This is a genomic window from uncultured Aquimonas sp. (assembly GCF_937888285.1).
In the GTDB taxonomy this organism is placed as follows: Bacteria; Pseudomonadota; Gammaproteobacteria; order Xanthomonadales; family Xanthomonadaceae; genus Aquimonas.
The window spans coordinates 107,975-120,783 of sequence record NZ_CALART010000029.1; the positions used below are offsets into that span (position 1 = coordinate 107,975).

8 protein-coding genes are annotated in these 12,809 nt (G+C 64.7%); 3 read left to right on the forward strand and 5 right to left on the reverse strand.

Annotated features, from left to right (window positions below; translation table 11 throughout):
* Positions 1 to 3: 3 nt before the first annotated feature.
* The 4 genes from Q0654_RS07945 to Q0654_RS07960 form a co-directional block, all read right to left on the reverse strand.
* On the reverse strand, positions 4 to 2,823 hold the full coding sequence (locus tag Q0654_RS07945; protein ID WP_298852458.1) for a helicase-related protein: 2,820 nt from the start codon (positions 2,821 to 2,823) through the stop codon (positions 4 to 6).
* 35 nt (positions 2,824 to 2,858) lie between these two features.
* Positions 2,859 to 8,201: a DEAD/DEAH box helicase gene (locus Q0654_RS07950; RefSeq protein ID WP_298852460.1), complete on the reverse strand. Its 5,343-nt coding sequence runs from the start codon at positions 8,199 to 8,201 to the stop codon at positions 2,859 to 2,861.
* A gap of 72 nt (positions 8,202 to 8,273) precedes the next feature.
* On the reverse strand, positions 8,274 to 9,560 hold the full coding sequence (locus Q0654_RS07955; protein ID WP_298852463.1) for a HipA domain-containing protein: 1,287 nt from the start codon (positions 9,558 to 9,560) through the stop codon (positions 8,274 to 8,276).
* Positions 9,560 to 9,793, reverse strand: coding sequence for a type II toxin-antitoxin system Y4mF family antitoxin (locus tag Q0654_RS07960; protein ID WP_298852464.1), 234 nt, complete (start codon positions 9,791 to 9,793; stop codon positions 9,560 to 9,562). Before Q0654_RS07960 ends, Q0654_RS07955 begins: the two co-directional genes overlap by 1 nt.
* A 325-nt stretch (positions 9,794 to 10,118) precedes the next feature.
* Between Q0654_RS07960 and Q0654_RS07965 the strand changes: the two genes are divergently transcribed.
* Both Q0654_RS07965 and Q0654_RS07970 read left to right on the forward strand, forming a co-directional pair.
* A complete protein-coding gene (locus Q0654_RS07965) occupies positions 10,119 to 10,577 on the forward strand; it encodes an excisionase family DNA-binding protein (RefSeq protein WP_298852467.1) in 459 nt (152 codons plus the stop codon).
* A gap of 2 nt (positions 10,578 to 10,579) precedes the next feature.
* On the forward strand, positions 10,580 to 11,149 hold the full coding sequence (locus tag Q0654_RS07970; protein ID WP_298852469.1) for a PIN domain-containing protein: 570 nt from the start codon (positions 10,580 to 10,582) through the stop codon (positions 11,147 to 11,149).
* 295 nt (positions 11,150 to 11,444) lie between these two features.
* Here Q0654_RS07970 and Q0654_RS07975 read toward each other — a convergent pair whose 3' ends face one another.
* The gene (locus Q0654_RS07975; protein ID WP_298852471.1) at positions 11,445 to 11,648 is read right to left on the reverse strand and encodes a hypothetical protein; all 204 of its coding nucleotides are present in this window, start codon (positions 11,646 to 11,648) and stop codon (positions 11,445 to 11,447) included.
* A 101-nt stretch (positions 11,649 to 11,749) separates the two neighbouring features.
* Here Q0654_RS07975 and Q0654_RS07980 point away from each other — a divergent pair, with 101 nt between their 5' ends.
* On the forward strand, positions 11,750 to 12,778 hold the full coding sequence (locus Q0654_RS07980) for a Fic family protein (RefSeq protein WP_298852473.1): 1,029 nt from the start codon (positions 11,750 to 11,752) through the stop codon (positions 12,776 to 12,778).
* The last annotated feature ends 31 nt before the right edge of the window (positions 12,779 to 12,809 follow it).

Consider the following 12,809-nt stretch of genomic DNA (forward strand, 5'->3'; position numbering starts at 1 on the left):
GCCTCAAGCTCCCACGGCGTGTGTCGCTGCTGCGCCCGAGTCTGGCAGCAGCACGTACAGGCCCATCACATCCACCGGCAAGCTGGCGGTGACCTGATAGCTGCCTCGTCCTTCAGCCGCTTCGCGCACTCGACGGTGGTCTTGCAGCAAGGCCTGGGCACGCGCCTTGGCGATGGCTTCGAGTTGGGGCTGCCACCCTGGCAATGCCTCCAGCGCGGATTGAAGTTGGCGGTCGCGCAGCGGCACGGGCATGTTGCGGGTGGCCTCCGCGCCGAGCAGTTGACGGGTTTGCTCGGGGCCGAGTTCGGAAAGCGGTTCGGCACCCATCGCGGCCACCGCTACGGCCTCTTCGCACATCAGAAGGCGGGTGGCTGTGCCTTGGGTGACCGTGAGCTGATGGCGGATACGCAGCAGCAGCACCGTGGTCTTGAGGCTGATGGCGCCGACAAAGGCGGCGCCGGCGCGGGCGACCGCCGCAGCATCGTCCGCTGAGGAGGTGGCATCCAACGCCTGTTCCAGCAGCGTGTCGGCCAGTACGGCCACCAGTGGGTGCGTGCGATGGATGAAGCTGGCCCCCTGCGCTGCGGGTTGCTGGAAGTCGATGCGCAGCGTGCCGGACAGACCTTCGGCCGCGAGACGTTCCTGAACAGCAGGAGGCAGGTGATCGGTAAGCAGCTTGTAGTGCTGTTTCGCGGGCTGCAGAGGGGCACCCAGCTGACTAGCGGCGCGATGGACGAAGCGCTCGACGTCGGCCTCACCGCCGAGCACGGCCGAGGACTTTCGCCACTCCGGCAATACGTCTTCGGGCTTCAGGCGGCGCTGCGCGAAGATGCTGCGGTTCTGCTTGGCCTTCTCCTTGGCGCTTTGCCAAGCAAGCTCGATCTCCTTGGCCGGTGCGCCAAACAGCTCAAGCTGCGACTGTGCGTTGAGCGGCGCGCCTTTGCGCATCAGCACCGCATTCATCAGGGCCTGGGTGAGCTTGCCCTCGTCGTCGGGCATGGGCACCAGTACGCCCAGTTCCTTACGAATACTCTCGGCCTTGCGCAGGATGACCTGCAGCACCGCGCCATCGACAGGGTTGTCCTCGCCGAAGAGCATGGTGCTGCGGACTTCACGGGCCTTCTGGCCGAAGCGGTCCACTCGGCCTTCGCGCTGCTCGTGGCGCGTCGGATTCCAGCTCAGGTCGTAGTGCACGACCGCAGTGAACAGTCCCTGCAGATTGATGCCTTCGGAAAGGCAGTCGGTAGCGACCAGGATGCGTACTTCGCTATCGCCCAGCTGCTCCACTGCGGCTTCGCGTTCGTCCGGCGTCAGTTCGCCGGTGACTGCCTTCACGGTTGCCGACTTGAACTTGTTTTGCAGGGCGGCCGCCAGATAGTGCGCGGTGGCGATGTAGCGGCAGAACACCACCGGCTGGAAGCCGTCCTTGAGCAGGACGGCAAGGTGCTCCTGCAGCTTGGCGAGCTTGGGGTCGTTCTGTTGGCCGGCCAGGGCGCTTGCGCTGGCCATCAGCTCCTGCAGGCGGAGGCTGTCCTCGGTTTGCGCGCCGGGCTCGATATCGTCGGTCGATAGGGCATCTTCGCTGCCGTCCAGAACGCGTTCGCTCGCCTGAGCCTCGAACTCTTCCAGCGATGCCGCTTGCGGTACGTCGGCGTCGCCTTGGGCGCTGTGCAGACGCGTGCGTAGGGCGTTGACGGCTGCTGCGGGGGACGAGGAAATGCAGCGGAGCAGGGCCAGCGCCGCCCACCAGTTCATCCGCTGCTCGCGCAAGCCCTGGCCCTCGGAGCGCTCAACCAGCTCGCGCGCGTAGGCCAGCACATCATCGAAGAGCTTTCCCCATGCGCCGGTCAGTCGGTAGGTGATTTCGGCCGACTTGCGCTCCGGGAACATGGAGGTGTCTTGCCACTCTGCAATGTCGGGACGGCGGCGCTGCACGAAGTGGCGGGAAAGGGCCTCGCGCAGGTCGGTGCGTTGGCCCGGGGGCAGGTCCTTGAGTTGGGTGAACTCCGGGCGCAGAAGCCCCAGCAGGTTGAAGAAGGCCTCTTCGTCGCCGCTGTGCGGTGTTGCGGTCAGAAGAACCAGATGCCTTTCGGCATCCGCGGCCAACCCTTTGAGCAACTGGTAGCGCTGTTGACGGCCTTGACCGGCCTGCGTGCAGGTATGCGCCTCATCGACGATGACGAACTCCGGGCAGAAGCGCTGGAAGGCCTCCCGACGGCGCTCGGACTTGATGTAGTCCAGGCTGACCACCGTGTAGGGGTGGGCATCGAACAGGGACGCTCCTGGCGGCAGGTCACGCTCCAGTCGATCCGCGGTGTTGGAGCGAACGACCACAGCGGGGATATGGAAGCGGGTGACCAACTCGCGCTGCCATTGCTCGCAGAGGTGCGGGGGGCACAGAACGGCGAGGCGCTGGATCTCGCCGCGGTCGAGCATTTCCCGGGCAATCAGGGCGCCCTCGATGGTCTTGCCGATACCGACGTCATCGGCAATCAGCAGGCGGACTGTCGGGAGTTTCAGTGCCATCAGCAGGGGCACGAGCTGATAGGCGCGGGGCTCGACGGCGATGTTGCCGAAGCTGCGGAAGGGCCCCGCACCGCTGCGCAGCTTGAGCTGCAGAGCATCCAGCAGCAACTGACTGGCTGAGTGATTGCGCGCTTCTTCAACAGTGGGCCAAGGGAAGATGGCAGGCACAACAGGCTGGCGTTCAAGCGGCAGGTAGACGAGCGTCTCGTCGCGCTCACCACCGCCCAGCGGACGCAAGCGCAGGGTCTGCTGATCCGATTCGGGCAGGACAATCCACTCGCGTCCGCGGGCAGACACAAGGCTTCCTGGGAGGAACTCTGGCAAAGGTGCATTCATGAGGTTTTTGGTTTGCCGGGGCCGAAGAGGTCGGCGTTGTTATTGAAGATTGCTTGCCAACTTTCCGTGTCTTTCGGAAAGCGAACCACGAGGTAGCCGAGTTCATCGAGCTTGCGGTCAACGACCGAGTCGTGCGCCCGCTGGGTGTCGGTCTCGTGGTGCGGGCCGTCGATGAAGATGGCCAGATTCAGGTCATCGTAGAAGAAGTCTGCGCAGGCGCTGGCGCCGGGGATGTTGTGTTGGCCCCGATCAGGCTTGCGGTAACCCTGCTCGGCGACGTGGCCCAGCCAGGCGTGCTCCAAGGTGCTGCCCGCGGTTCGGGCGAGCTGTGCATCGTGCTCCTGCGGCGCGCGGCCTTGAGTGCCTTGGTTGGCGGAGGCCCGAGTCAGACGGCATAGCATGTCGAGCAGCACACCCCCTGCCGCCTTGTCCTTGCGGTCGATAAGCGTGTGATCAGGCTGGTTGTAGTACGACAGCAGGCAGCGGTAACAGCCTGCCTCGCAATAGGGAGCGCCGCTATGGTCCAGCTCCTCGACCAGGCTGTCCCGCTTCCATGCTTGCCCGGTGGGCGGCGCCTTGAAGTGCATGACCTCCAGAGCCTTGGCTGCCACGGCTGCCAAGGCATCGGGCTCGGTGGCGAGGCGTGTGAGCACGCCGGCACCGCCCTCGGCCGCTTCGAAGAGCAGGATGGACTGGCGGTGGTCGCGCGAGGGCAGCGGCTCGGCCATGAGCTCGCTTTCTTCGAGTTGGTAGACGGCTTCGATGCCGCGCTTGAGCGCGTACTGCAACGTGGTCAGCGTCTCTGAGTGGAGCTCGCCCAGTCCCGCATGGGGACGCACGATGAGGATGTTCCGACGGTCCTCCACGTACGGGACGATGCGTTGAGGCGGAGTCCTGTCGGGCGGAGCATCATTGTCTGGCTCGGGGTCACTACTACCGTCGTCCACGCCACCGACCCAGTGGCCAGTGACCGGGTTCATCATGAATCCTTGGATGGACTTCTCTTTGCGGCGCCGCCAGCCAAAGTTCATGCGCCAAACCGTGGCGGCGGGGCCGTACTGCAACTCAAGAAGAGGGCCGCTCGCGTCTTCCACTACGGTGGTGACCATCTGGAGCTTGCCCTCGGCTTCAGCGAACTGCAGGGTGGTCTGCATCTCGTAGCCTTGGCGCACGCGCTCTTCTTCGTTGGCAGTTATGCGCTCGGCTCGCTTGGTCGAGACGTTCTCGATGCGATAGAGGCTCTTGATCTCCTGCGCTTGTGCCAGCGAGGCGCCACACGAGACGCAGCGATCGGCATCGCGCTGCGACCGGAAGTGGCCGTAGCCGCATGCGGGGCAGAGCCGAGCCACCTCGGTGGGCAATCGAGAGCCGTCCGTGACCTGATCGTTTCCGGTGATGGTCAGCAGCGCCTTGGTTACCCGGTACTGGCTGCCTTCGTGATAGATCAGGCTGTAGGGACCGAACTCTCCCAGCGCCAGGAAGCGAGGGCGCGACAGGAAACTCTCACGGCCGATGGAGCCGCGGCGTGCTGGCAGGTAGGCCAGTAGGGGCAGGCGCGGGAAGTTGTATCCCGGCAGGAAACCCTGAGAGGCGAGGTAGCGATACGTGTAGAAGTCGGAGTTGAAGGCGCTGTCGCCTGCGAGCAGCAGATCGCGTTGCTTGCGTGCTTCGTTGTGGCGCTGCTGGGCTTCACGCCGCTCGCGTTCGCTGGCAGCCGGGTTGTTCTCAATCTTGAAGTTGAGCTCGATGGCTTGCGCCGTAGCTCGGTAAAGATCGCGCCAGCGCTGCAGTGCGCCGTCGAACTCTTTGTAGGCACGCTGGAACACCGACTCGGCCCATTGGTCGGTGTACCAAGGCGCATTTCGCGGGGTCAGCTCGCTGGCGAGCATTGAAAGGACGCGCAGTCCGCGCTCGTGGGCGCGTCGTTTCGCTTCGGGCTTGTCGAGGTCGCTGGCCATGTCCTCGGTGATCGGCAGGGCCTCTGGCTGGTTCATGTCCAACAGGTCGCGAACACTGTTGCCAAGTCGCTTTCCGGTCTCGGCAAGCCAGATGGCGTGCATGTGGCTTTTCACCAGCTCCAGATTGGCGAGGTCCAGCGTCGGTGCATTCACTTGCCCATGCACCATGCGAACAGGGTCGCGGAAGTAGTACTGATCGTGAGGCGACTGGCTGGCGCAATAGGTGATGACTAGCGCGGGCTGGCCCGCACGGCCCGCGCGACCGCTGCGCTGCGCGTAGTTCGCAGGGGTGGGCGGAACGTTACGCATGTAGACCGTGTTGAGCGAGGAAATATCGACGCCCAACTCCATGGTCGGCGAGCAGAACAGCACCGGCAGCCATTGGAGCTCCATGCCGTTCTTCTGGCGCCACTCGTCACGGTCCTTGTCGGTGAAGCGGAAGCGCGCCTCGCGCTCCAAGCGATCATCTTGCTCCACCTGGGCGGTGTGCTCGCGGGCCTCGAAGTCGAAAAGCTGGTGCACCGGGCTGCCCAGCAGGCCGGCGATGTTGCGGTAGAGAGCACGGAAGAAGGTGTTGTCCTCAGCTTGCCTCTGGCTCTTTCCGTCTCCCAGCTCCCATAGGAGTGCCGTGCCGTTGAGTTGCCATCCGGTCAGACCAACATCCGTCTCCTCCCTGCGGACAAGGCCATAGGATTCGGCTGCCCTCAGTAGGGCGCCCACTACGTTCGGCCAAGTCTGGTCGTTGATGTCCTTGTAGTACGGGTTACTGCCGCCCCAGGTGCTTGCCTTGCGCAACTCGCGTCCGAGACGGGAGCGGCTTGAACCGATGACGAGGAAGTCTTCCAGCTGGACGCGTCGATTGCGTCGATCGGTCTCGTCTTTGGGACGAGTGGTCACGAACCAGCGGGCTGGGACCGGGCGCTCGTCCTCCGTGAAGCCCCAAGGCTCCCGCAGGTTGGCGTAACTCTGGGTTCGCAACTGATCCAGCTCGGTGCGGTCGAGGTAGCGCGTGGCGATGCACAGCCCCTGACGCATGAAGTCGAAAAGATCCCGCAGCACCTTGGCGCGCTCTTCAGGGCGCGCTGCCTGGAGAACTTGAGGTGCTTCCGCCCATTCGGAGGCGTCGGCTGCGAGGTCATCGAGGTCCTGGTAGTTGATGCGAACCAGCCCGAGCTGTTCCAGGTTGGGGTTGTTGAAGCGCCAGCCGCGGCGCAGGTCAAAGTAGGTTCGATAGCCGAGGATGCCGCGCATGGCCTCCTGGACCTGGCGTCGCGTGTTGCCCTTGAGCTCAGGCTGCTGCATGTACTCAGCGCGCACGGCAGGGTCATCGCGATGGAAACCCAGGGCCTCGAAGATGGCGTTGGCGACTTCACGTTCGGCCAGTACGTTGCCTTCTGCTTTCTGCGCTGCGGACAGCAAAGCTGAGCGAGTGAGCAGCACTTGCAGGAAGTCGTTGAAGTGGCCGGCTTGCAGCGCCGCGTCTTGCCTGTTGTCAGAGAAGCCGAGCACCTTCTTGGCTTCCGCGGACAACTGCTGATCCTGTTCGTACAGGTAGCGCAGCGCCGACAGGGTAAGCATGGTGGTTGCCGAGCTGCGACCCTCGGCCGAGAGGGACGTGAGCCGCAACGAGTCCTTGCCCGCCGAGCTGTGCGACACACCACAGGCGAGGCAGAAGCGGAAAGACCCGGGGATGAACCAGGCCTGCAGACCCTGATCGTTAGTCACTACACCATCAGGTCGTACCTTGACGGGCTGTGGCACAAATTTGCGCTGCCCTGACTTGACCCGCCATTCGCCATCGGCTCGTTCTTCAAGCCAGGATTCCGGGTAGCGCTCAAGGTTGTCTGGCTCCCAGAGGCCTCGCCCATCGGGCATCAGGAAACCGAATTTGACTTGGTCGTCGTCGTGTTGGCGCTCTTCGATGTTGCGCACATCGAAGCTTCGCCCCTCGGGCCCATCGGTATCCCAGACGGGGATGTACTCCTGCCCGCAGTCGCGGCAGAAGTGCGCGTGGTAGTAGCGACGCTGCCGCTCATCGTCGCCAGGGACGAACTGTTGCCCATCAAGCGTGATGGCCCGTTGGCCGGGCGCTTCCAATGTCGTATAGACCTTGCCGCCGCCCGCGATGAACTGGTGCAGCTTGAAGGCAAACAGGCTCTTGCCGGCTGCGTCGGTCACAGCATAGGCCCGCAGCATGAACTGCTGCAGGTAGGCGAGGCATGTCTCGAATGACTCACCAGAGTCGGCGCTGAGCGCCGTGGCCGCATCCGCCAGCGTGCGCGGCTTGGCCCGGCGCGGCTTGTCGTCCTCGTAGGTCAGGCCCAGCGTGAGTTCTACCCAAACCGACATGGGATGCGCGGCCATCGCTTCGTAGCTCAGGCCCGCTGGCACGCCTGCGCGAATGGCGTCGCTCAGTCGCGGGCGAATGCTGTCCAGCGTTTCTTGCTCGGGAGTCGTACGCCTCAGGGTCTCGGTGATGACGTTGCGATCAGGGATGGATGTGCCGAACAGGCGGCGGGCGACTCTGGCCACGACCGCATTCCGCTCCATCTGCGTGCCCTCGGAGGCCATTGTGGCGGAGGTGCCTATGCAGATCAGGTTGTCGGACAGGGCTTCTCTTACGCGCCGCACCAGGAGAGCGACGTCGGCGCCCTGGCGGCCCCGGTAGGTGTGCAGCTCGTCCAGCACCAGGAAGCGCAAGCCCTTTGCGTTGCGCATGACCGCCTTGTCAATGTCGTTCTGCCGTGTCATCAGCAGTTCGAGCATCATGAAGTTGGTCAGAAGAATGTCCGGAGGGTTGGCGGCCATGGCCTGCCGCTCTTCATCGCTCTCTTGTCCTGTGTACCGCCCGAAGCTCACTGGCCGGGTGGCGGGGTCGGAGCCCAAGAATTTCTTCAGCTCCTCGAGCTGGGAGTTCGCCAGTGCGTTCATCGGGTAGATGACGATGGCGCGGGTGCGAGGCGTGGGATCTGCCTTCTTCGCCTTCAGGCAAGCATCGACGATGGGAATGAAGTAGCTCAGCGATTTTCCTGAGCCCGTGCCCGTCGTCAGGATGTAGCTTTCGCCCGCCAGAGCAAGGCTGATAGCCTCGGCTTGATGCTGATGCAGAGGTAGCGCGAAGCCTGCGGAGGACGGCGACTTGCCAAGCCGGAAGATCGTCGAGCACTCGGGGTTGAGCTGACCGCCTGCCACCAACTCGTCGACGGTGCCGCCTGAGCGATAGGTTGGGTTGATCTGGATGAGCGGCTCAGGCCAGTAGCGCTGGCTGGCGTACTCGAGGTCGACGAACTCGCGAATGTCATCGGATCGGATGCGAGAGAAGCTTCGCGAGAACTGTGCGTATTCCCCGACCAGCGATTCGCGAAATTTGAATACGTCCATTCAGCGTTCTCCGTGCTTCACGCGTAGAGGTTTGTAGATGCGGGCGATATCTGGGCGCAAGGCGCAAAGTTCTCATTGCGCCCTGACTAAAGCGAGCTGCCGCGCCATGTCCTTGAACACCCCACCCACGATCAGCCGCAACTGACGATGCTCGCCGGGATGGCGAACCGGTTCGTCGCCAAGTTCGAGGCGAGCGAGCATCTCAGCCGCTGCGTTGCGCAGCGCGTGCAGCAGGTTGTCTAGGTGTTCGCCGGTGAGCTTGGGCGGCAGGCCGAGGGCTTCGCCGAATGCCAGCACGTCGGCTCGACGCAGTTCGCCGGAGCAACGCGCGGCGCCCATCCTCACCGACAGCTCGGCCGCGCCCCAGGCGCCGGGTTCGGCATAGCTGGTGGTCGAGAGCAGGTCGTAGTGGGGCGCCAGTGCGATGCCCTTGGCGTCGACGTGGAAGGACAGATTCTTCAGATGCGCATCGCCGTTGCCGATGAGCGCGTTGAACAGGCTCCAGCGCAGCAGGGCGAGGCGGGTGCGCGCCTTCTCGCGACACAGTGAGATCAATCGCCCCAGGGTTTCCGGTGTGGACTGCTGGTACTTGAACACCCGATCCAGCGACAGCAGTTGGCAGGCATCCAGCACGTGGCGGCGCTGCACGTTTGGCCATTCCCCTTCGCGGTCGAAGCGGGCGACCGCGTACACGGGCTCGGGCACGTAGCGCAGGAAGACGTCCGGCACCGGCAGGCCGACGGCCTTGGCGAGCCGCATGCAGAACCACTCGTTCGCCGCCGTGTGCGGGTATTGCTCCACCTGCACGTGGTCGGGCTTGAGGATGACGGTCGACGGCGCTGCGCCGATCGGCTCATGGAGCGCATCGCACAGCAGGATCGCCGGGAGTTTGTGCTGGGCGCCCGCCATCGACATGCGCTTCGGCGCCTTGCCGCTGAGCGACTCCCGCGGCAGGGCGCGGATGCGGCGCGAGAGCTCGGCGTCGGGCAGCGGCTGCAGTCCACCAGCAGCGGGGGCGGTGTCGGGTGGCAGCAAGGTGAGTGCGCCGGCGGACTCCGCGCCGTAGTAGGTCAGCAGCCCGAAGGCGTCGGCCTGCGGCAGCTTGGCCTCCTGCGCCAACAGTTCACGCGCGCCTTCCTCGGGCAGTAGGTTGTCGAAGAACCACTGCACCGGGCGCTGTGAGCCGCCGTCCTCGATGCGGCCCGGCGCGCGCGGCAGGGCCGGCGATAGATCGAAGCCGTCGGCGGCGCGTCGCCAGTCTTCGTCGTAGCTCAGCGACCAGTGCGACCCCGCGTCATCCAGCACCGCCACGCGCCGCTCCCGGTACCAGACCTGCAGGGATCGCTGCGCCCCGTCCATCAGTCGGAACCCTCGGCATCCGGCACGGACAGGCGCAGCTCAAGACCCAGCTCGTCCAACAAGCGCAGCACGCGACCCAACTGGACGCTGGGCTTGCCCTTCTCGACATCGCCCACGAACACGTGGCTGGCGCCGATGATGGCGGCCAGATCGGTTTGACGCAGACCCTGCCGCTTCCGCTGTTCGCGGATCAGGCGGCCCAGGTCTTCGGCGGTGCGGATGGCGCGATCCATGGCGGGATCCCCGAGTGGGTTTCGTTTTCGACGCGCCGAGGGCGGTGTGCAGCAGAAACTAAGCCATGTGCGGGGCGCAGTAAATCTAAACTCAGACTTAGATCGAGCGGGCTCGGTGCAGTGTTTGCCGAGAATCTAAGCTGAACTTTAGCTGGCAGGGTGTCGCAGATCCAAGGCGTCGCGGAGCTGATCCTTCGCATCAATGAGTCAGAGTCTGGCCCCGCCGGCCCCAGGTGTGGCCGTCAGCGATCCTTTGGTTTTGGATGTTTCGTATATTTCGTTTGGATGCTAGCCTCATCATCCACCTCTCCCTAGGGACAAGGCCATGAATGCCGTAGTCACCACGCCACTTCCCTCCCAGCTGCCCACCGAGCAGGAAGCCCGCCTTGCCGGTGAGAGCAGCCGTCTGCTGGCGGCCTGCATCGGCCACGGGGCGGCGGCCCGGCTGCGGGTCATCGATGGTGACCAAGAGATCGAGGTGCCGGTGTCGGCACTGCGGATGCTGGTCGATATCCTGGCGCAAATGGCCCGCGGCAATGCGGTCAGCATCGTGCCCATCCACGCCGAGCTGACCACCCAGGAGGCGGCAGACTTCCTCAACGTCTCCAGGCCGTTCCTGGTCGGACTGCTGGAAGCGGGTGAGTTGCCCTTCCGCAAGGTCGGAACCCATCGGCGCGTGATGTTCAAGGACCTGGTCGAGTACCGCGCCCGTTCGCAGGTCAACCGCAAGGCAGCGCTGGATGAGCTGGCCCGCGACGCGCAAGAGCTCGGCATGGGTTACTGAGCGTGGCGAACTTTGTCGCTCTGTTCGACGCCTGCGTTTTCTATCCCGCTCAACTGCGAGACCTCCTGCTGCGCGTCGCTCTGTCCGATGCGTTCAAGGCACGCTGGACCGACCAGATCCACGACGAGTGGATCGGCAGCCTATTGCGCGACAGGCCTGATATCCCAGCGGAACGGCTCACCCGCACCCGCGAGCTCATGAACCGCGCGGTGCCGGACTGCCTGGTCACCGAGTACGAACCCTTCATTGAGCAGTTGACGCTGCCAGACCCGGGTGATCGCCATGTGCTCGCTGCTTCGATCCGCTGCCAGGCGGGCGTCATAGTCACCCTGAACGTTCGCGACTTCCCCGATGATGTGATGGCACGTTATGGAATCTCGGTGCAGCACCCCGACGAGTTCCTGTCCCATCTCTTCGACCTGAAGCCTGCCGTTGTGTGCAACGCGGTGCGGGAGATGCGCGCTTCGCTGGCGAATCCACCGAAGACCGTACGCGAACTGCTCGACGATCTGCTCAAGGCCGGGTTGCCAGAGACGGTGAGCCTGCTGGAGACGATGGAGAACCTCTTGTGAACGCTGTTTGCACGCACTTCGAAGCGCGAAAGCGACTTGATGGGACGCTTCAGACCGATCTGTTGAGCCCGGACATCCGCCACGCGTTTGCGGGCGAAGTGCTGGCGGAATAGCCGTTGTGCTGGTCGTCAATGGCGGACATGTCCCCCTTGATGCGTCTGAAGACCAGCGGTTCAACGAGCAGTCGCAGGAGTTTCGTGAGGCGGCGCCACAGCGACCGCAGGAGCCCATGAAGGGACCGTTCGCCAGGCGCCAAAAATCACTCGCTCTACCGAACCCCGGCGCAATGCCAAGATCACGCGCACTTCGCCTTGCCGCGCTTGGTGCATGTTCCGAGCACCTTGACCTCTACGGCAGCAGCCTTCTTCGCAGCCTTGGGCTGCCTGAAGGGCGCGTAGATCCCATCGATAGCCGATGAGGTGGCGATACTGATACGCACCACCCGCTTCCGCTGCTCGGCCGTGGCGAGATACTTGTTGGACTCGGCGAGGCTGGCCATTGCGGCACTCTAGCAGCGAGGACGGACTCTTTCGGAGGGGGCAAGGTGCCGCAGCAAGACCGAAAGCATCCACGATCTGCCTTCCAAGCCCTTGACTGACCATGCCCACTTATCAGCCGCCCTTCCAGCTCAGCCACCGCATCACCGCGTTGGTGGCTGATATCGCCGAGCAGCTTGGCGCCTGGAAGGCTGCGCATCGCGGCGCGCTGGTGCCGGAGCTGCGCCGCGGCAACCGCATCCGCACGCTGCAGGCCTCGCTGGCGATCGAGCAGAACACCTTGAGCCTGGAGCAGGTGACGGCGGTGCTGGACGGCAAGGCCGTGCTGGGCTCGCCGCGGGAGATCCAGGAAGTCCGCAACGCCTTTGCCGCCTATGAAGCGATGGAGCGCTGGCAGCCGCACCGGCTGGCGGACCTGCTTGAGGCGCATGCGCTGCTGATGCGCGGGCTGGTGGAGGGCCCCGGCCAGCTGCGTGCGGGTGATGTCGGCATCTTTCGCGGCGGGCGGCTGCTGCACATGGCACCACCGGCCAGTCGCTTGCCCGCGCTCATCAAGCAACTGCTGGGCTGGCTGCGCCGCAGCGGCGCCCACCCGCTGGTGGCGTCCACGGCGTTCCACTACGAGTTCGAGTTCATCCACCCCTTCCCGGACGGCAACGGCCGCATGGGGCGGCTGTGGCAGACCCTGATCTTGAGCCGCTGGCAGCCGATGCTGGCCTGGCTGCCGGTGGAGAGCGTGGTGCGCCAGCGGCAGCAGGACTACTACGCAGCGCTGGCGGAGGCAGACGCAAGTAGCGATTGCAGCGGCTTTATCGAGTTCATGCTGCAGGCCATCGCCGACAGCCTGCGCGAGGCAATCGCCGCGCAGATGTCGGTAGAAACGTCGGTGGAAATGTCGGTAGAAACCGGCAGCACCAAGCCGGCAAAGCGCCGGGCATCCACTGCCGATCAGGTGCTGCGCCTGCTGCGCGCCCAGCCCGAACTCAGCCTGGCCGATGTCGCGGCAGTGCTTGGCTGCTCTGTGCGCACCGTGGAGCGCGCAGCCGCGAACCTGCAGGCCCAGGCGAGGCTCCGCCACTCCGGCCCCAGGAAGGGTGGGCGTTGGGAGGTGGTCGAGGCGGGGGGAGCGTGAGCGCGGATCCGCCGCAGCACGTCGCCTGCAG

What these genes read in the sequence shown, in the direction of transcription:
- Q0654_RS07950 (WP_298852460.1), bottom strand. Translation starts at nt 8,201, where the DNA reads ATGGACGTATTCAAATTTCGCGAATCGCTGGTCGGGGAATACGCACAG.
- Q0654_RS07955 (WP_298852463.1), bottom strand. Translation starts at nt 9,560, where the DNA reads ATGGACGGGGCGCAGCGATCCCTGCAGGTCTGGTACCGGGAGCGGCGC.
- Q0654_RS07960 (WP_298852464.1), bottom strand. Translation starts at nt 9,793, where the DNA reads ATGGATCGCGCCATCCGCACCGCCGAAGACCTGGGCCGCCTGATCCGC.
- Q0654_RS07965 (WP_298852467.1), top strand. Translation starts at nt 10,119, where the DNA reads ATGAATGCCGTAGTCACCACGCCACTTCCCTCCCAGCTGCCCACCGAG.
- Q0654_RS07975 (WP_298852471.1), bottom strand. Translation starts at nt 11,648, where the DNA reads ATGGCCAGCCTCGCCGAGTCCAACAAGTATCTCGCCACGGCCGAGCAG.
- Q0654_RS07980 (WP_298852473.1), top strand. Translation starts at nt 11,750, where the DNA reads ATGCCCACTTATCAGCCGCCCTTCCAGCTCAGCCACCGCATCACCGCG.